At 36.8% G+C, this 18,652-nt stretch carries 19 protein-coding genes and 2 other annotated features; of the genes, 8 read left to right on the plus strand and 11 right to left on the minus strand.

The genetic code is table 11. The features are described 5' to 3' along the window. Positions 1 to 2 precede the first annotated feature (2 nt). Positions 3 to 254, minus strand: a binding site (T-box leader). A 63-nt stretch (positions 255 to 317) separates the two neighbouring features. The 6 genes from COO03_RS17375 to COO03_RS17400 all read right to left on the minus strand — a co-directional run bounded on the left by COO03_RS17375 (position 318) and on the right by COO03_RS17400 (position 8,163). Continuing rightward, positions 318 to 1,709, minus strand: coding sequence for a YcdB/YcdC domain-containing protein (locus tag COO03_RS17375; protein ID WP_141523129.1), 1,392 nt, complete (start codon positions 1,707 to 1,709; stop codon positions 318 to 320). 85 nt (positions 1,710 to 1,794) lie between these two features. Then, positions 1,795 to 2,838, minus strand: a complete 1,044-nt coding sequence (locus COO03_RS17380; RefSeq protein ID WP_230322544.1) for a DUF4179 domain-containing protein — start codon at positions 2,836 to 2,838, stop codon at positions 1,795 to 1,797. After that, complete coding sequence (locus COO03_RS17385; RefSeq protein ID WP_097898359.1) at positions 2,828 to 3,358, minus strand: sigma-70 family RNA polymerase sigma factor; 531 nt, start codon at positions 3,356 to 3,358, stop codon at positions 2,828 to 2,830. Before COO03_RS17385 ends, COO03_RS17380 begins: the two co-directional genes overlap by 11 nt. 168 nt (positions 3,359 to 3,526) lie before the next feature. Beyond that, positions 3,527 to 5,947, minus strand: coding sequence for a phenylalanine--tRNA ligase subunit beta (pheT, locus tag COO03_RS17390; protein WP_097898360.1), 2,421 nt, complete (start codon positions 5,945 to 5,947; stop codon positions 3,527 to 3,529). An 18-nt stretch (positions 5,948 to 5,965) separates the two neighbouring features. Continuing rightward, entirely contained in the window at positions 5,966 to 7,000 is a 1,035-nt protein-coding gene (gene pheS / locus COO03_RS17395) for a phenylalanine--tRNA ligase subunit alpha (RefSeq protein WP_097898361.1), read from the minus strand. A 45-nt stretch (positions 7,001 to 7,045) separates the two neighbouring features. Next, positions 7,046 to 7,273: a binding site (T-box leader), on the minus strand. A gap of 92 nt (positions 7,274 to 7,365) precedes the next feature. Next, positions 7,366 to 8,163 carry a TrmH family RNA methyltransferase gene (locus COO03_RS17400; RefSeq protein WP_141523130.1) on the minus strand — a complete coding sequence of 266 codons (798 nt, stop codon included), beginning with the start codon at positions 8,161 to 8,163 and terminating at the stop codon, positions 7,366 to 7,368. Positions 8,164 to 8,245: 82 nt separating this feature from the next. Here COO03_RS17400 and sspI point away from each other — a divergent pair, with 82 nt between their 5' ends. The 7 genes from sspI (at position 8,246) to COO03_RS17430 (ending at position 12,011) form a co-directional block, all read left to right on the plus strand. Continuing rightward, positions 8,246 to 8,455, plus strand: a complete 210-nt coding sequence (gene sspI, locus COO03_RS17405) for a small acid-soluble spore protein SspI (protein ID WP_097898363.1) — start codon at positions 8,246 to 8,248, stop codon at positions 8,453 to 8,455. 395 nt (positions 8,456 to 8,850) lie between these two features. Continuing rightward, a complete protein-coding gene (locus COO03_RS17410) occupies positions 8,851 to 9,423 on the plus strand; it encodes an HD domain-containing protein (protein WP_097898364.1) in 573 nt (190 codons plus the stop codon). Positions 9,424 to 9,628: 205 nt separating this feature from the next. Then, positions 9,629 to 10,342, plus strand: coding sequence for a CPBP family intramembrane glutamic endopeptidase (locus COO03_RS17415; RefSeq protein WP_230322545.1), 714 nt, complete (start codon positions 9,629 to 9,631; stop codon positions 10,340 to 10,342). A 116-nt stretch (positions 10,343 to 10,458) separates the two neighbouring features. Beyond that, complete coding sequence (locus COO03_RS28175; RefSeq protein WP_369095937.1) at positions 10,459 to 10,584, plus strand: hypothetical protein; 126 nt, start codon at positions 10,459 to 10,461, stop codon at positions 10,582 to 10,584. After that, positions 10,529 to 10,687: a CPBP family glutamic-type intramembrane protease gene (locus COO03_RS28180; protein WP_369095938.1), complete on the plus strand. Its 159-nt coding sequence runs from the start codon at positions 10,529 to 10,531 to the stop codon at positions 10,685 to 10,687. The genes COO03_RS28175 and COO03_RS28180 overlap by 56 nt, the downstream gene beginning before the upstream one ends. A 97-nt stretch (positions 10,688 to 10,784) precedes the next feature. Then, entirely contained in the window at positions 10,785 to 11,492 is a 708-nt protein-coding gene (locus COO03_RS17425) for a CPBP family intramembrane glutamic endopeptidase (RefSeq protein WP_097898365.1), read from the plus strand. Between the two features lie 150 nt (positions 11,493 to 11,642). Continuing rightward, complete coding sequence (locus COO03_RS17430; protein ID WP_097898366.1) at positions 11,643 to 12,011, plus strand: ammonia permease; 369 nt, start codon at positions 11,643 to 11,645, stop codon at positions 12,009 to 12,011. A 29-nt stretch (positions 12,012 to 12,040) separates the two neighbouring features. Here the strand turns inward: COO03_RS17430 and COO03_RS17435 are convergent, their stop codons facing one another. Further along, a complete protein-coding gene (locus COO03_RS17435; RefSeq protein WP_097898367.1) occupies positions 12,041 to 13,801 on the minus strand; it encodes a DHA2 family efflux MFS transporter permease subunit in 1,761 nt (586 codons plus the stop codon). 13 nt (positions 13,802 to 13,814) lie between these two features. Next, positions 13,815 to 14,468, minus strand: a complete 654-nt coding sequence (locus COO03_RS17440; protein ID WP_097898368.1) for an HlyD family secretion protein — start codon at positions 14,466 to 14,468, stop codon at positions 13,815 to 13,817. 297 nt (positions 14,469 to 14,765) lie between these two features. Here COO03_RS17440 and COO03_RS17445 point away from each other — a divergent pair, with 297 nt between their 5' ends. Beyond that, entirely contained in the window at positions 14,766 to 15,374 is a 609-nt protein-coding gene (locus COO03_RS17445) for a TetR/AcrR family transcriptional regulator (protein WP_097898369.1), read from the plus strand. 50 nt (positions 15,375 to 15,424) lie between these two features. Here the strand turns inward: COO03_RS17445 and COO03_RS17450 are convergent, their stop codons facing one another. From COO03_RS17450 to adhP, 3 genes are all read right to left on the minus strand, one after another. Beyond that, positions 15,425 to 16,510, minus strand: coding sequence for a M42 family metallopeptidase (locus COO03_RS17450; RefSeq protein WP_097898370.1), 1,086 nt, complete (start codon positions 16,508 to 16,510; stop codon positions 15,425 to 15,427). A 70-nt stretch (positions 16,511 to 16,580) separates the two neighbouring features. Further along, on the minus strand, positions 16,581 to 17,072 hold the full coding sequence (locus COO03_RS17455; RefSeq protein ID WP_097898371.1) for a dUTP diphosphatase: 492 nt from the start codon (positions 17,070 to 17,072) through the stop codon (positions 16,581 to 16,583). Positions 17,073 to 17,383: 311 nt separating this feature from the next. Next, positions 17,384 to 18,406, minus strand: a complete 1,023-nt coding sequence (adhP, locus tag COO03_RS17460) for an alcohol dehydrogenase AdhP (RefSeq protein WP_097898372.1) — start codon at positions 18,404 to 18,406, stop codon at positions 17,384 to 17,386. Positions 18,407 to 18,652: the final 246 nt, after the last annotated feature.

Below are 18,652 nucleotides of genomic sequence, written 5' to 3' on the forward strand. Positions count from 1 at the left end.
CATAAAGGGACGAAAGGTTAAACTTCGCGGTACCACCCAATTTGTCATAAAGACCAACTTTAACTCGTATGTAATCCATACTTCCCGGTTTGTAACAGGCCGGATTCCCGTCTAAGTCTACTCTTGAATACAAGTTTCAATTTCGATTAGCAACTCCAAGGTGTTCTTCACATATACCGCCTCATCAGGCTCTCACCGTCCCTGACTCGCTTTGGATTATAGTATATACTACTTTTCCTTATCATCGTCTTTCATTTTGTTAAACTAAAATTAATGTACTACATTCCTTTGAAAGATGCAAGTTGTCTTTAAAAGACTTACACTTTCAAAGGAAATGCTGTCCCTGTATGCGCTTCAACCATACGAACATGTCCGTCTGTTTTTGGGAACGACGGCGCGTAGCAAAGCTCGTAATGTAATAGATTCTGTGCCTTCGTCCACACAAGTTCCATCTCTAAATCCTGAGCGTAAATAAATTTTGCTTCTTTTTCAAAGATTGTTGGTTCATCATTTAGCTCATCTAGTTCTTTATCAAAACCATTAACCGCTTGAAACTCTAAAATCTTCCCAGATTGCTGACCGACTTGAATTACTATACTGTATGTATCTACTCTTTTACCACGATGCAGAGGATGGAACCAAAACCCGTACTGCGACTCACAATTTTCATCTTCCCATACACAATGATGCGATGGATGGCTTCTCTCTATCAGGAATTGTTCGTCAGCTTTAGGATAACATGCAAATAAAAATTGAAGTGCACACTCTCTTGCTTCCTCTTCTGTTATGGCTTCTTTCTTCCCATCTTTCCGTTCATTATTAATTACACTTATACACTGAAATGTTTCTTGATGAAAACGTACTTGAATGGTATGAAACGGCGCTCCTTCTTCCACTTCAACATCATTAGCGTAATCATGCTTCGTCCAAAGTTCCGTTACTTGATCCTCTGCATGATTCGTATCAATTTTTACATATGTATCATCTAACCCAATTAATTTTAAAATCTCTCCATTTTGTACAGTGCGTTTCTCTATGTTATGAAACTGCTGAACGAATCCATTATAATTCTCATATGTATGTAGTTCTCCGCTTACACCTATATCCATAACGTGATCTTTCGGTGCATAAACAAGGTGGTATGCATCATCTCCATTTGCAAACACTTCCGTATCGGCCTTCGCAAATAGCAATTCAAATCGAAGCGCTGCAATGTATTTTTCTTTCGCTTCTTCTTTTGTAATAACCTCTTTCGGATACCGTACTTCACACGCTTCTCCTTCAAAAAGGAAATATTGAAAACGCCCATCCTTTGCAATCTCAAGCATGACACTAGAATCCGGAAAAGATAAGTGGTAGCGTTCATCTCGCAGTTCATAGGAAAGTTGGAATATGTTATCCATTTCAACCATTTTTATAAAATAAATAGATTTAACGATATTATGAGCAAATACTTGTAAAAAAGATTGTGCAATCTCATAAACTTCATCATGCGATAATTGTACGCATCGGACTTCCTCTAAATCTCGGCACGCTTGAAAATGCTTTAATCCACCTTTTCCATCAGTTTCATAACATGCTACTAATTCTCCTGTTCGCTGCTCAAACACATTAAACTCATTCGCACTCTCTTCTGAGGTGACTGCAAATAATTGTATGTTCTCATTCATTTTTAAAAATAATTTTATTTGTTCAAGTATATTCGTCATTTGAAATCCACACACCCTTTCTCCTATAACTTTATTATAAATAAAAGAAAACCTTTCATCCACGATAGAATGAAAGGTTTTCACTTTATTTCTTTTTTAGTTTTATCTCTCCGAAATTTCTAGTTTTTAGAGTTACATTTTCCATTTTATCGTAAGAAGTGACTGGGAAATTCGCATAAATAACCATTTTTCCCTCTTTAACATCTGTACTATATCCATCTGAAGACGTATACTTATTTCCTTTATTACCAACCACTTTCATGTCAATAAACTCATTTTCATCTTCTATAATTTCGTCTATAGAAAATGCGATATTTAATGATGTTGGATTTGCTTTTGCTGAAACAAGTTCTAAATGAGGCGAAGTTTTTACTGCTTCATACTCAAACTTTACCTTCTTTTCTTCTTTCGTCTTGTCGCTAATCGGCAAATTCCATGTTCCATCAATTTCTTTCCGTTCATCATTCTCATAAAAAACCTTAACACTCTCTATTTCTAACACAGCATCTGTCAGTTTAGGAATAGCGCCTTGGTTCGATTCAAATACTACATCATATTGCACTTTTCCGTTCTTTCCATCTATAGATGGATTTTTATCTTCCACTTTAGACATATACATGTTTTTGCTTTTCAAAGGCTTTGTATCTGGAATAGACTCCATAATATATTCGCCATCACCATTTTTTAATCGATAATCAAAAGACACTTCTTTTACTTTCTTCTTGAATATACTTGTATCCTCAAATACCAATTGAAAACTAAATCCTAATTTATTCGTATCAGCAAAATAATGATCAAGTGCCACTGTAATCCCTTTGTCAGTAGCGGTACTGTTGCTTTTTTGTGTAAATCCCTCATCGACTGCCCGCTCGATTCCTTTGTCATTAAAATTAAATAATTTGTTTATATTAGCTCGCACATGTTTATTTGTAAAGACACCACCAGCTATCACAAAACAACAAGCCGCTACCGCCAATTTTCTCCATATCACATTTCTTTTCTTTTTCTTTGTTTTCATACGTATCACATCATAGGAATGATCTAAAGACTTTCTAACAATACTAGGCATTTCTTTTTCCTCATGTAGCAACTGCTGAAATTCTTTTTCGAAGTTACTTTTACTTTTCATTTACACGCACTCCTTCACCACTGTAATAATGATTACGCAATATCGACTTGGCTCTGGAAAGTCTTGATTTAATCGTGCCTTCTGGTTCCTTTAAAAACACGCTCATTTCTTTTATACTAAGTCCAACAATGTAATATAAAACAATCGCCATTTTATAATCTTTGTTTAAGCTATTTAACGCATCTTCTAGTTCTATTTTCAGAAATTCATTTTTGTCTTGTTTTTGCTCAAGGTTTCCCTCTACTAACATGATTTTTTGTCTTTTGTTTAATATGCCGTTACATGTATTGATTAATATTTTACAAATCCATGTATTAAAGTACTCCTCATTTTTAAGTGTATGTATTTTCTCATAAGCCACCATAATGGCTTCTTGCATCGCATCTGCGACATCCTCATCTTTTTGTAACAATCTACTTGCGACTTTGTACAACACATCTTCATACCGCTGTACAAGAGAAACAAAAGCTTCCCCATCTCCCTTTTTTGCCTTTTTCACCAAGGCTTCTAGCTTCCCCATATCAGAGCCCCCTTGCTCACTCATTTCAATATACGATTGTTTTCATGTTCGTTACACCCTATTAGATACAGAAAAACAGTATTTGGTTGCATTCATTTTTTCTTTTCATAAAAAAAGAGGACCATCACTCTTATCATGAGTGACGATCCTCTCTTTCACATATAAAAATTATTTACGTAACTCCGCACCAAATTTCTCTTCTACCGCTGCTAATACACGGCCGTGTGCTTCTGTTACTTCTTCGTCTGTTAATGTACGTTCTGGGTCGAAGTAGTTCATAGAGAATGCAAGTGATTTCTTGCCTTCTTCCATTTTTTCACCTTCGTATAAGTCGAATAGTGTTACTTCTTTTAGAAGTTCTCCACCTGCTTCAGCAATCACTTGCTTCATTTCGCCAGCTTTTACTTCCTTAGCCACCACAACCGCCATATCACGTGTCATAGATGGAAAACGTGGAATTGCTGAGTAGTACGTATCTTCTGCATCAGCAGTAAATACTTTTACTAGAGACAATTCGAATACAAATGTATCTTTCACATCTAATTGTTTTTGCGCTTCTGGGTGTAATTGACCGATGAAACCAATTACTTCTCCGTCGAGTAAGATGTCCGCTGTACGTCCTGGATGCATGCCTTCACGTTTTGCAGGAGCATATGTGATATTACTTGCAACACCAAGTACATCGAATAATCCTTCTAACACACCTTTTGCAACGAAGAAGTCTACAACTTTCTTCTCACCTTGCCATGCGTGGTGAAGAGCAAGACCTGTCATAACACCAGCAAGATGCTGCTCTTCTTTCGGAAGCTCGCCTTCTGCTGTCGGTAAGAAGATAGAACCTACTTCATATAAAGCAACGCTGTCGTTTTTACGAGCAACATTGTAAGAAACTGCTTCTAACAATTGTGGTACTAAACTTAAACGAAGCTGACTGCGCTCTTCACTCATTGGAAGTGCAAGATTCACAGGAGCTTTTTCGTTTAACTCAACCATGTATTGTTTCGCTTTTTCAGCACTTGTTAATGAATACGTAATTGCTTCATATAAGCCAGCGCCTTCTAAGTAACGACGTACTTTACGACGTTTCGCTTGTGCTACTGTTAATTTACCACGCGTCATTGTGCCAGTTGGTAATGTAACTGGAATATGATCGTAGCCATACAGACGACCTACTTCTTCTACTAAGTCTTCTGCAATTGTAATATCAGGACGACGTACTGGTACGTTCACATGGAATGTTCCTTCTACTTCTGTGAATGGGAATTTCAAGTTTGTGAAGATTGTACTCATTTCACTTGCAGAGATTTCTGTACCTAATACACGGTTTACTTTTTCAGCTGTAACAGATACTGTACGCTCTTGTACTTGTAAGTTATCAAGTTCTACTACACCTTCAAGCGCTTCTCCACCAGCGTATTTTGCCATTAAAGCCGCTGCATGTTGAATAGCTTCGAATGTACGTGTTGGGTCGATTCCTTTTTCAAAGCGTGCACTTGATTCACTGCGAAGACCTAAGTCTTTTGATGTGCGGCGCACTGTTTGACCTTCGAAGTATGCAGATTCGATTAGAACGTTTACTGTATCGTTATCAACTTCAGATTCAGCTCCGCCCATTACACCAGCAACAGCTAATGCTTTTGTGCCGTTTGTAATCACAAGGTGATGCGCTTGTAACGTACGCTCTTGATCGTCTAATGTTTGAATTTTTTCGCCTTCTTTTGCAAGACGAACAACGATTTCTTTTGAACCTAATTTATCATAATCGAATGCATGTAATGGTTGACCGTATTCAATTAGAATGTAGTTTGTAATATCTACTACGTTGCTAATTGGACGAATACCAGCTGCCATAAGACGCGTTTGCATCCAGATTGGTGATGGACCAACTTTTACGTTTTTCACCATTTTCGCGATGTATAATGGGTTTTGCTCCGTTGCTTCTACACTTACAGAAATGTGGTCAGAAGTTTTTTCTGCTGTTTCTTGTAAGTCAGCAACTGGAAGTTTTACTTCACGGCCGTAAATAGCTGCCACTTCGTATGCAACACCTAACATATTTAAGCAATCTGCACGGTTTGGTGTTAAACCAAGCTCAAGTACTTCGTCGTTTAAATTTAAGATTTCAAGTGCATCTGCACCAACTTCTGCATCACTTGGGAAGATGAAGATACCGTCTGCATATTCTTTCGCAACTAGTTTTCCGTCAATACCAAGCTCTTGCAGGGCACAAACCATACCGTGAGAAGCTTCGCCACGTAATTTTGCTTTTTTAATTTTGAAGTTACCAGGTAAAACAGCGCCAACTTTTGCAACTGGTACTTTTAAACCTTTTGCAATGTTAGGAGCACCGCAAATAATTTGTACTGGCTCTTCTTCACCGATGTCGATAAGACATTTACTTAATTTATCAGCTTCTGGGTGTTTTTCACATTCTAATACGTGACCAACGACAACACCTTTTACACCTTTATTTAATACTTCAACGCCCTCTACTTCAATACCACTTTTCGTAATTTTGTCTGCCAATTCTTGTGCCGTTACATCTTTAATATCTACATATTCTTGTAACCAACGATATGATACGAACATATTTATCCTCTCCTTCCCTTACGCTCGTTTGAATTGTTGTAAGAAACGTACGTCATTTGTATAGAAATGACGTATGTCATCAACGCCGTATTTCAACATTGCGATACGCTCTGCACCGATACCGAATGCGAAACCTTGATATTCTTTTGAATCATAACCAGCCATTTCAAGTACGTTTGGATGAACCATACCCGCACCTAAAATTTCAATCCAGCCTGTTCCTTTACATGTTCCGCAACCTTTGCCGTGACACATCATACAAGAAATATCCATCTCAACAGATGGTTCTGTGAATGGGAAGAAACTTGGACGAAGACGGATTTCACGATCTTCACCAAACATCTTTTTCACGAATACTTGTAGTGTGCCTTTTAAGTCACTCATACGAATGTTTTTATCAATTACAAGGCCTTCAATTTGCATGAACTGGTGTGAATGTGTCGCATCGTCATCATCGCGGCGATATACTTTACCAGGGCAAATAATTTTAATTGGACCTTTTTCTGTATTCTTTTCCATCATGCGTGCTTGCACAGCTGACGTATGTGTACGAAGCAATGTTTCTTCTGTAATGTAGAAAGTGTCTTGCATATCACGGGCTGGGTGATCTTTCGGTAAGTTTAATGCTTCGAAGTTGTAGTAATCTTGCTCTACTTCTGTTCCTTCAGCCACTTCATACCCCATACCAATAAATACATCTTCAACTTGCTCAAGTACTGCTGTTAAAGGATGGTGGCAACCTGTTTCTACAGGACGACCTGGTAATGTAACATCAATTGTTTCAGAAGCTAATTTCGCTTCAATTACTGCTTTTTCTAAGTGGTTAATTTTGTCTTCTAAACGCGTTTGAATTGCTTCACGTACTTCATTTACTAATGCTCCCATACGTGGACGCTCTTCGGCTGATAATTTCCCCATGCCGCGTAATACTTCTGTAATTGGACCTTTTTTTCCTAAATACGCCACGCGTACATCGTTTAAGCCCTTTAGCTCTTTCGCTTTTTCAATCAGCTCTAACGCTTCTTGCTTTAGCTCTTTTAAACGTGCTTCCATTTGGAACCCTCCTAATTTTAAAAATAAAAAAAACCTCGCTCCCTAAAAAGGGACGAGGTAAATTCGCGGTACCACCCTAAATTGACAGAACAAGTCTGCCCACTCAATTCGTTATAACGGTTTGTTAAACCGGAACGCCTTTACATACAATGGTCCTGGCGTCAACTCCAGAGGTGAATTCACTTCCGTCTACCATAAGAGTACTTTCAGTCTATGGCACTCTCTCCCTATATGGCGATTTTGTAAGCTACTCTTCTCTATCAACGTTTTTCATTATTTTACTTTTATTATATGTTCTAAAAAGTTGACTACGCATGTAACCACTTCTTTATGAACATGTACTTCAATTTATTATAAGAAGTTTTTTATCGATTCGCAACTGGACTTTGTAAATAATACGTTAAAATTCCAGCAGCAACCGCAACATTTAATGATTCTGCCCCGCCGTAAATTGGAATATATAAGTTTTGATCACATTTTGCAAGAATTTCTTGGCGTACACCGTTTCCTTCGTTTCCTACAATTAATGCAAAACTTCCTGCTGGTGTTACTTCACCATATGGAACTCCGTTTTCAAGAGCTGTTCCGTATACAGGAACGTTTTTTTCTTTTAACTTGTCTACCCATTCCTCTAAGTTTCCTTTTACAATCGGTAAATGGAAAATAGAACCTTGTGTAGAGCGAAGTACCTTACTGTTGTAAGCATCCACGCATCCTTCTCCAAGTACAACGGCATGAATACCAGCTGCATCGGCTGTACGAATGATTGTCCCTAAATTACCTGGGTCTTGCAAACCATCTAATAACAGAAACTTACCATCTGTAAGAGCTATTTCTTTCTCATGCCTCTCACAAACAGCAAATACTCCTTGTGTTGTTTCTGTTTCACGAAGTACCTTTACAATTACTTCAGGCACAATATACATTTCAACATCAGCAACCGTCCAATCTTTCGGGAGATCTGTTTGATCTGAAACGATAAGTTCTGTTACAACTCCTGCCTTTAAAGCTTCCTCCACTAAATGGAATCCTTCTACAAAGAATAAACCTTTTTTATCGCGCTCTTTTTTCGTTTGCAGCTTTTTCCACTGCTTTACACGCGGATTTTGTACTGAATCAATGTTTTTCATAATATGTATTTCCCTCTCTTCTTGTCTTCTCATTATAGCCTATTTTTCATACATATTTACATGAAAAAGAACAAAAACTAACGTCAGTTTCAATTCAGAAAAAGAGGTGAAAGTGATGAACTTTAATTTGCGCGGGGCTGTATTAGCAAATGTATCTGGAAACACCCAAGACCAATTACAAGAAACAATTGTCGATGCGATTCAAAGCGGTGAGGAAAAAATGCTTCCGGGGCTTGGCGTGTTATTTGAAGTCATTTGGAAAAATGCTGATGAAAATGAAAAGCATGAGATGTTAGAAACACTTGAGCAAGGATTAAAAAAATAAGCAGTAGGAAGTCACCTTGGCATGAGCTAGGGTGATTTTTACGTTATAAAAAAGACATAAAAAACCCTTTCTTTTTAGCAGAGAGAGCACCTTGCCATGCATAGAAACGGTCAGGGCCTTTTCCTGCCACATGCAAGGTTTAAAACAAAGGGAGCAAGTGAGAGCAGGTCACGTTTTGTTTGCATAGCAGCGACTTATTTGTTGAAAAATTCAAGTGGATTTATATAGCAATGAAAAGGAATCCCCATTCTTAGAAACTGTTACTTCCTTAACCGCCTCTTCTCCTAAACATTTCTACTTTACTAACACAGCTCGATGGAGTAAAATGTTCAAAATATACCTAAATCTATTGATTTCCATCATATACATCAATGAATAAAAGGAGTGAATGTTTTATGCGCCGTATTACGCTTGAACAAATTTTTCAACACCACATTACACAAAAATATGTAAACCGTTCTGGAATGGTCCATGCGATCGCTGTCGCTTACCATGCGTTTCACTTAGCTAAAAAGCATCACGCCTCAGTCGATGCGGCAACAAAGGCTGGTTTCCTTCATGATATAGGGCATCACACATGGTACACAGGCGGAGAATGGGACTATGAATTGTATAAAAAGAATGATATACATGCGATTAAAGGAGCGGAAAGAGCACATAAATTGCTCATCCGATTAGGAGAACACCCTGATCAAGCAAAGGAAATTTCTGTTGCAATTCTCCTGCATACGGATTCCTTTTTACTAGAACAAACACTTGAAAGAACGACTCTACAAAATATTATTAAGTGGGCAGACGAAGCGGACGAAGAGCCAGGAGGAGCACATCACTACCGAACAATTTCTTATGAAAAAGCACTGAAAGCAATTAGGCAATTAGACCGAATGGTAGAACGTGAATTAGAAACACAACAATCGACATCCTCTGCTCATATTTCTGTAAATAAAAAAACGGAGCAAATTTGTTAATCAGTAACATATTTTCAGTATCCTAGATTAGAAACACTTGAGCAAGGATTAAAGAAATAGGTAATAAAAATCACCTTAGCTTGGGTTAAGGTGATTTTTTATCGTGCAAGTTATGTAAGATTACATAATGACTTTCTCTTTTTAATATTTTATAATTTATATATTGTATTTAAGTGCAAAATACTAAAAAGATAGGTGATTCATTATGCAACAAGCTACACAACTAACTTACGATCAAAGGCGAACGATGTCATTATCACAATTTCTATTTTCTATTGTTTTTGCAATGTGGGGAACAAGATTTCTAGCCGATCTTTTCATAAGCCTCCCTGCTGTTATTTATACAGAAGGTCTTACAGATCAAAAGCAAATCGCCTTCGCTACATCCCTTACAACTTCCGGGAGAGAATTATTTGTATTATCTATTTTATTAATTTTAATCTATACATACAAACCATTAAGAGATTTAGTTGTCCCAACACTAAACTTTACACCACTGAAAAAATTAAGTACGTATATATACTTATTCCTTTTCTATGGATTATATATTATTATTAGTGCATTTATACTTGCTCATCTATTTCCTGATGCGACAAAAGAACAGTCTTCTGCTTTAAACTTAGAAATGTTAAAACAATATAAACCTTTATTACTGCTAGGCAGCGCTGTCTTTGTACCCATTTTCGAAGAACTTATCGTTCGCGGTATTATTCTTCACTTCTTACAACAACGTTTTTCATTTTGGATCGCAGCACTTGGATCTAGTTTCCTCTTTGGGATAGCTCATACGTATTCAGCTGGCGTCATGGTTTCTATGTTCATCCTGGGGCTATTTATGGCTATATTATGTAAAAAAACAAATTCTATTGTCCCGGCTATTTTACTTCATATGATGAACAACACAATTGCACTGATATGAAGTGAAACTTTCATTAGCCTTCACTTATCTGATTTTCAGAAGACATCGAAAGTTACTTTTCTAACTATTACGCAATATCCGCACCTATCTTTGAAGAAATTATTTTCCGCGGCATCATCCTTCGCTTCTTCCCAGAGCGTTTTCCATTTTGGATTGCAGCAATTGGAACGAGCTTAATCTTTGGAGTTGCTCATACATACATACATACATACATACATACTCACTCGGCGTTATGGTTGTAACTTTCCTTATGGGCTATTGATGGCTGTGTTGTGCAAAAGAACAAATTCTATTATTCCAACAATGTTATTTCATATTATGAATAATACACTTGCGTTTTTATAAAACGAAACATCCATCGGAGTTGGGTGAAGTCCTACCTCCTACAAATAGCCAGGAGAGGTTAAGAATTAAATCTATGAAATGAAAAAGGAGCATTACTTTGCAAATACATACTCAGTTAGATTATCGTAAGAAAACATCATGGCTTCAATTTCTTGGAATTTTATTAGTTCTCTTTTTCTGTTTTCCACTCATAAACTCTGCTTTTACCATGCTCCCAGTTTGGTTGTATGAGCAGGCTAATCCAAATACAAATATACCTTTACTTGAATCGCTAGAAAATATTAGCTATGAATTCGTAGCACTACTTCTTTTAATACTATACACGATGAAGTATATGCCACTTAGACAACTAGTTTTACCGGCTATTGATTTTCAATGTTTAAAAACGTTTCGCATGTACATCTATGTACTAATTTATTATGCACTTGGCACTTTTATCGATTTCTTTATATTAAATAAATTATTCCCTGAATCCTTACAAGAACAGCTAGATGCACTAGACTTTGCTACTTTAGAGCACTATAAATTCTTATTAATTCTCGCGGTTGGAATCATTGCACCTATTTATGAAGAACTTGTATGCAGAGGACTTCTTTTACGTTTCTTTGAAGAGAAGTTTACATTTTGGCCAGCTGCACTGTTATCTAGTCTATTATTTGGGATCGCTCATACATATTCAGTTGGCGTTATGGCGAGCGCATTCATTACTGGATTATTCGCCGCATTATTATATAAACAAACAAAATCTATCCTTCCAGCTATGTTACTTCATATCATTATCAATACTTCTTCTTTCTTTTATTAAACAAACTGCCATTATGACTATATAATGGCGGTTTGTTTTTCTCATCTCTTAAACCAATCATTTCTATCAAAATCCATATAAATAATTAATAATATCCAAAATAAACCTCCTATCGTAAAATATAACTTACCAAGTAGGAGGTATGTTGATATGGAAACAGTGGGAATCTTTCTTTGGATTTTCTTTATACCTGTTCTAGTATTATCTGGAATTATTGGAGGCATATTTTTAATAATCGCAGGAGTGAAGCATCGCAAGGTAATTGTTATTGTCACGGGACTTGTTTGTTTCTCACTTGTAACTATACCTTTTATTCTCTGGGGAATGGGGATTGATATGGAACGACTTATTCCTATCCCAACTACTATGTACTGGAGCATCTTTCCTTTAGCTGGCGCGTTAGCTAGCATAAGCGGAATGCGTAATAAAATTATGAGCATCCTTATTATGGGGATTATCATGATTTCTGTTGGCGTCCTTGGGGTAACTTTCTATCAAATCATGTCTAGTCCTCTTTAAGTTGAATCTCAAACAAAAAAGCAGAGAAATTAATTCTCTGCTTTTTTATTTGGCTTATTGCCTGATGGTAAGAATAATGATAATACCCAAGCAATACCCGCTAATATTGTTGCAATTAAGAAAGCGTCATTAATACCGTTAATCGCAGACAGCTTCGAAATTTGTCCGAATAATAGTTGCGAGCTCATCGCATCTCCAGCTTGTGCTGATCCGGCAACTCCCGCTAAACTTTGCCCCATTCCATGTACTTTATCAACTAAAATTGGGTTTGTTTTTGTTAGCATATTTCCGTAATCTGCTACGTGATTAGTTGTTTGCTGCGTCATAATTGTAATTAAGATCGCTGTACCAATTGAACCAGCTACTTGTCTTGATGTATTTTGCGTCGCTGTACCGTGAGAAATTAATTTCATCGGCAAAGCGTTCATACCAGCTGTCATAATTGGCATCATAATAAATGACATACCAAATGAACGTATAATGTAATCCGTCATAATGACGCTATATGGTGTATCCATTGTTAACTTAGTAAATTCATATGTTGCAAATGTTGTAATAGCCAATCCAAATACCGCTAACGGACGAATGCCATACTTATCAAATAACTTCCCTGCAATTGGTCCCATGATCCCCATAATTAATGATCCTGGAAGGAGCAATAAACCTGATTCAATTGGCGTAAAGCCGCGAATATTTTGCAGATATACAGGAAGTAATAACATACCTCCAAAAAGTGCCATCGTTACAATTGCGTTAATTAATAATGTGAAAGTAAACGTTGGATATTTAAATACTTGTAAATCAAGCATCTTATTATTCGTCGTCATCTCTCTCCAAATAAATAACGCTATACCAATTACACCAATGATAAGTGAAATCACAACTTCTGCACTGCTCCAGCCCTTATTTCCGGCTTCACTAAATCCATACAGTAAGCTGCCAAGCCCGATACTTGAACTAATAACGCCAAATATATCTAACTTTGTTTTAGAAACTGGCTGAGCTATTGTAAAGAATTTTACAGATAACAATGTAACCAGTAAACCAATGACAAACATCGCATAGAAAATTAAGTTCCAATTGTAATTTTCAATAACCCAACCTGTTACAGTGGGCCCGATAGCTGGTGCTAAAATCATTGCCACCCCAAGTAATCCCATCGCAGCTCCGCGCTTATGAGGCGGGAATAAAGTCATGAAAATATTCATACCAACTGGCATTAAAATCCCTGCGCCAACTGCTTGAATTACGCGTCCTGTCATCATCATAGTGAAGCTTCCAGATATAGCACAAATGATAGAACCTACTGTGAAGAACAACATTGCTGCTACGAATAGTTTACGGTACGTAAACCGAGAAACTAAGAACGCACTAATCGGTACTAAAATACCATTTACAAGCATAAATCCTGTTGTTAACCATTGTGCCGTTGAAGTGGATACGTTAAATTCATTCATTAATGACGGCAAAGCAACATTAATGACTGTTTGGTTTAAAATCGACACGAACATACCGAGAATTAATACCGCTACAACTGCTTTTACATTTACATTCTCTACTGGTAGCTGTTGTTTTGCTTTTACTTTTTCAATCTTCACTGATTCTTGTTTTGTTTTTTCTAATTCTACGACATTTGAAGATTCTTGTTCTGGCTGCTTTGTTTCTATATTACTTACCGCTGGGACCCGTTCTTCTCCCACGTTCGTTTTTTTCTTTCGAAAAAGACGATTTACAAGGAAGAAGACGATAATACAAAATAGTGCATATCCTACAATTAAAGCTGAGGACATTTTATCTCCCCCCTTACTTATGAATACGAACTGTCACATTCATTCCAGGAACAATATTTACTGATTTGCTATGATCTAAAGAAACTTTAACTGGTACAACTTGTGTTACTTTTGTATAGTTTGCTGTTGCATTGCTTGATGGTAGCATAGAGAACGTATTTGCTGTTGTTAAACCAACTTGTTCTACTTTTCCTGTTAACGTTGTATCAGGATATGCATCTACATACACGTCTACTTCTTGACCTTTGTGTACACTATCAATATCTGTTTCTTCAATATTTGCTGTTACCCATAAATCATTCAGATCATATGCATACGCAATTGGACTACCTGCTCCAACAAAAGCATTTGTTGTTGCATTTGATTGAACAACTGTCGCACTTTTCGGAATTGTTACATCCACCGTTTGCTCACCATTTGGGCCTAATGCAGAAACAGCACCCAATTTATCGCTTTCATTGTAATTCTTACCTATTTCAGCTTTCCATTCTGTTAACTTCCCTGCTACTGGTGATGCAATTGGGATTACTTTCCCATCAATTTTTGCATTATCCGTTTTTAAATAATTTGCAGATTGGTTGTAGTAGTAATAACCGCCAATACCGCCGCCAACTAATACAATTAATGTGATAATGTTGATAATTACCATTCTTCGAAACTGATTCATTGCTTTCCTCTCCTTATATCGCATATAATTTTTTTCTAAACTATTTATATTCCTTTTGTTTATATTCGTTAATTGTTAATTATATTAACCATTAACCAAAAAAAGCACACCTTTTGCATGACAAAACAGTTTTTTTGTCTGTATGCGAGTGGTGCTGTTTTCTAAAGGAATATCGTTTATAATTATAAATAATTATTTTAAATCTACAACCGACAATTTAGACATATATGTTGGTTATCCAACATTACACTATATATCTGTTGTTTAAGGGAATAAAATTCAGCAAGGAGAGCGAAAATGTCTATTAAAAATTCAAACGATCCACGCGTAAAACGAACGAGACAAGCAATACGTGATGCCCTTATATCTTTAATACACGAAAAAAGTTTCGATAGCATTACAGTTCAGGATATTGCTGAAAAGGCAACTGTAAACCGTGCAACCTTTTATAGCCATTATTATGACAAATATGATCTACTAGATAAAAGCATCCAAGAAATATTAACAACATTAGCAGACATTCTTAAACCGAAAAATTTAGATAAGAGTGAGTTTAAACTTACCCTTGATACTCCTCATCCTGTCTTTCTATCTTTGTTTAGTCATATTGCTGAGAATGCTTTCTTTTATCAAGTGATGCTTGGAGAGAATGGGATTCCGAAGTTTTCCTCTCAAATGATGAAAGCAATTCAAACGAATTTACTTCTTAGCCTTTCAATTTCACAACCAAATGAAGAGAAGTTAGTTGTACCGCGTGATATCCTCATTAGTTATGTAACAGGTGCACATTTAGGAATGGTCATTTCTTGGCTAAAGCAAAATATGCCATATACGCCTCATTATATGGCCTTGCAGCTATCTCGTTTAATTATTTTAGGTCCATATACAGCAGCTGGACTAAATTAGTCATTTAAATGAAAAAGAGCGAAAGGAATGCCCTCTCGCTCTTTCTTATATCAATCAAATGTAATGTTATGTACAGTCTCTTTATCAAGACGTTTAATAACTTCTACAATTAGCTTCACTGCATTTTCATAATCATCACGGTGTAACATTGCCGCATGAGAGTGAATGTAACGAGTTGCAATCGTAATCGCCATAGACGGAATACCATTTACAGAAACATGGATTGCGCCTGCGTCTGTTCCGCCGCCAGCTACAGAATCATATTGATATGGAATCCCTAATTCATCCGCAACATCAACTACAAAATTACGAAGACCTGTATGCCCAATGACAGACGCATCATATAAAATGATTTGTGGTCCATCGCCCATTTTACTCTGCGCTTCTTTTTCTGTTACTCCTGGTGTATCACCAGCAATACCAACATCTACTGCAAATGCAATATCTGGTTTAATGTAATTTGCAGATGTTTTCGCACCGCGAAGACCTACTTCTTCTTGTACAGTTCCAACGCCGTATACAACGTTTGGATGTTGTTCATCTTTTAATTGTTTTAATACATCAATTGCAATTGCACAACCAATACGATTATCCCATGCTTTTGCAAGTAACATCTTTTCATTATTCATGACTTGGAATTCAAAGTATGGTACAACTTGATCCCCTGGCCTTACGCCCCATTCCATTGCTTCTTCTTTACTAGAAGCACCAATATCAATGAACATGTCCTTAATTTCTACTGGTTTTTTACGAGCTTCTGCTGGTAAAATGTGCGGTGGTTTTGAACCGATTATACCAGTTACATCCCCCTTACGCGTTACAATTGTTACGCGCTGTGCCAGCATAACTTGTGACCACCAGCCACCAACCGTTTGAAAACGAAGGAAACCTTTGTCATCGATTTGTGTAATCATGAAGCCAACTTCATCTAAATGACCAGCTACCATAATCTTCGGACCATTTTCTTCCCCAACTTTTTTCGCAACTAAGCTTCCTAAATTGTCTGTAGAAAGTTCATCTGCAAACGGTTCGATATACTTCTTCATCACTTCACGTGGTTCGCGCTCGTTACCCGCAATCCCGCGTGCATCTGTTAACTCTTTTAGCATTGTCAATGTCGCGTCTAATTTTGTCATTGCCAACACCCTCCTTTTTCTTCAGTCAATTTATTATACAATAAATAAATTGAAATATTCAAAAACTAAATTAGTATCCTTGTGTTTGACGTTGATGATTTACTTGATTTTTATCTAAATATGCTTTTTCAATTTCTTCTTGATCAAATTCAAGAGCCTGTCCAAGGCGAAGATAGCTTGTAAATAGTTCAATATAATTTGTAATAGATGGTTGATCCGTAAAACGAATGACTTTCGCATACGTGTCTAAAAATATTTCAACTTGTGTTTTATTTGTTTGGGCACATTTATAAAACAAGAAGTTTTTATCAATACCTAAATCGATTCCAATTGATAAAATGAAATGTAACCCATCTACATATTCTTCAAGTATAACTTCACGCTCAGATGCTGGTTTTGTACTCCAATACTTAAAACAACGTGTTTCATTTGCAAGCTCTCCAATTTCAACAAGAAGTGCTAGCATTTTTTCTTTTAATAATTTCTTCGGTTGTAAATCATGCTCTTTTGCAATACGATCATCTAATTCTTTTTGTAATTTAAATAGTTGTAGTAAATCCATTCTATTGTCCTCCTTCAACATTGCATCAAATTTTCAACAATGCTGTTTCATCTCAAAATGAATTGTCATCTTTGTTAACAAGTCAGCTCCCTATTCCTTTAATGGGTAGCTTGTCCTTAAATCCTGAATGCGTTTCAATCATCGCCAAACAGATTATTTATATGATGAAAGCTGCATATCATCTTTCCATTATAGCAGTGTCGTTTATACTAGGAAAGATACCTTTCTTCATGTTTAAAACGACAGTAAAAAAGTCAGAGGAATTTCCTCCGACTTTTTTTACTGTATATTCTTCTATATCAGTACAACTTTTATACCGTTTTTGTCATATCAAGTACAACACGTCCGTTAATCTTTCCTTCTTCCATTTCCGTGAAAATATCATTAATTTCATCCAGGTGACGTGTTTCGATAATTGCTTTTACTTTTCCTTCTGCGCCAAATTGGAGCGCTTCTTGTAAATCTTTACGTGTTCCAACGATAGAACCAACAATTTTTACCGCATTCAATACTGTATCAAAGATTGGCACTTCCATCATTTCTGGCGGCAATCCTACCGCTACACATGCGCCGCCACGACGAACTGCGCGATATGCTTGGTCAAATGCTGGCTTTGAAACTGCCGTACAAATAGAAGCATGTACACCATTTACCTTTTCATGAATCCAAAGTGGAGCATCCTCCTTTAATGGATTTACAACTAAATCTGCACCGAGTTCTTTTGCGAGTTCAAGCTTTTCATCAACTGTATCAACTGCCACTACGTGTAATCCCATTGCTTTTGCATACTGCATTGCTAAATGTCCTAAACCACCGATTCCAAAAACAGCTACCCATTGTCCAGGCTTTGCCTCTGATACTTTTAAGGCTTTATATGTTGTTACACCTGCGCAAAACAAAGGCGCTGCTTCAACTGAGCTTAAGTTTTCTGGTACTTTCACTACATAATCAGCTGCTGCTATACAATATTCTGCATAACCTCCATCAACTGAGTACCCTGCATTATGCTGATCTAGGCAAAGAGTTTCACGGCCAGATAAACAGTATTCACAATGACCACATGCTGAATATAACCACGGAATTCCAACGCGGTCTCCAACTTTAAGATGGGTAACACCCTCTCCTACTTCTTCTATAATCCCAACACCTTCATGGCCTGGAATCAGTGGTAGTTTTGGTTTTACTGGCCAGTCACCATGCGCGGCATGTAAATCTGTATGGCAAACGCCGCATGCTTGAATATGTACAAGCACCTCGTTCGTTCCTGCCTTTGGTTTTGGGACATCTTTTACCTCTAATTGCTCTTTAAATTGGTTCACAACAGCTGCTTTCAAATGAATTCCTCCCTCACTCGGTTTTTGAAAAGGTTTTCATTTACATATTAGTACAAGACCAACCCTAAATCTACCATTTATTTTAAAATTTTCAAAATAATACATGTAACATTATATCGAAAAAGCTAGAAGATTCTCCCCTAGCTTTTTGCATATTATATTAAGATTCTTTTTTCATATCGATCACAACACGTCTGTTAATCTTTCCCGCTTCCTAACTCTTACTCTCAAACAAATAAAAAAACC

Origin of the sequence: Bacillus sp. AFS098217, assembly GCF_002551815.1 — a bacterium.
GTDB lineage: Bacteria > Bacillota > Bacilli > Bacillales > Bacillaceae_G > Bacillus_A.

What these genes read in the sequence shown, in the direction of transcription:
- COO03_RS17440 (WP_097898368.1), bottom strand. Translation starts at nt 14,468, where the DNA reads ATGAATCAGTTTCGAAGAATGGTAATTATCAACATTATCACATTAATT.
- pheS (WP_097898361.1), bottom strand. Translation starts at nt 7,000, where the DNA reads ATGGAAGCACGTTTAAAAGAGCTAAAGCAAGAAGCGTTAGAGCTGATT.
- COO03_RS17430 (WP_097898366.1), top strand. Translation starts at nt 11,643, where the DNA reads ATGGAAACAGTGGGAATCTTTCTTTGGATTTTCTTTATACCTGTTCTA.
- COO03_RS17445 (WP_097898369.1), top strand. Translation starts at nt 14,766, where the DNA reads ATGTCTATTAAAAATTCAAACGATCCACGCGTAAAACGAACGAGACAA.
- COO03_RS17375 (WP_141523129.1), bottom strand. Translation starts at nt 1,709, where the DNA reads ATGACGAATATACTTGAACAAATAAAATTATTTTTAAAAATGAATGAG.
- sspI (WP_097898363.1), top strand. Translation starts at nt 8,246, where the DNA reads ATGAACTTTAATTTGCGCGGGGCTGTATTAGCAAATGTATCTGGAAAC.
- COO03_RS17455 (WP_097898371.1), bottom strand. Translation starts at nt 17,072, where the DNA reads ATGGATTTACTACAACTATTTAAATTACAAAAAGAATTAGATGATCGT.
- COO03_RS17410 (WP_097898364.1), top strand. Translation starts at nt 8,851, where the DNA reads ATGCGCCGTATTACGCTTGAACAAATTTTTCAACACCACATTACACAA.
- COO03_RS17450 (WP_097898370.1), bottom strand. Translation starts at nt 16,510, where the DNA reads ATGACAAAATTAGACGCGACATTGACAATGCTAAAAGAGTTAACAGAT.
- COO03_RS17435 (WP_097898367.1), bottom strand. Translation starts at nt 13,801, where the DNA reads ATGTCCTCAGCTTTAATTGTAGGATATGCACTATTTTGTATTATCGTC.
- COO03_RS17380 (WP_230322544.1), bottom strand. Translation starts at nt 2,838, where the DNA reads ATGAAAAGTAAAAGTAACTTCGAAAAAGAATTTCAGCAGTTGCTACAT.
- pheT (WP_097898360.1), bottom strand. Translation starts at nt 5,947, where the DNA reads ATGTTCGTATCATATCGTTGGTTACAAGAATATGTAGATATTAAAGAT.
- COO03_RS17415 (WP_230322545.1), top strand. Translation starts at nt 9,629, where the DNA reads ATGCAACAAGCTACACAACTAACTTACGATCAAAGGCGAACGATGTCA.
- COO03_RS17385 (WP_097898359.1), bottom strand. Translation starts at nt 3,358, where the DNA reads ATGGGGAAGCTAGAAGCCTTGGTGAAAAAGGCAAAAAAGGGAGATGGG.
- COO03_RS17400 (WP_141523130.1), bottom strand. Translation starts at nt 8,163, where the DNA reads ATGAGAAGACAAGAAGAGAGGGAAATACATATTATGAAAAACATTGAT.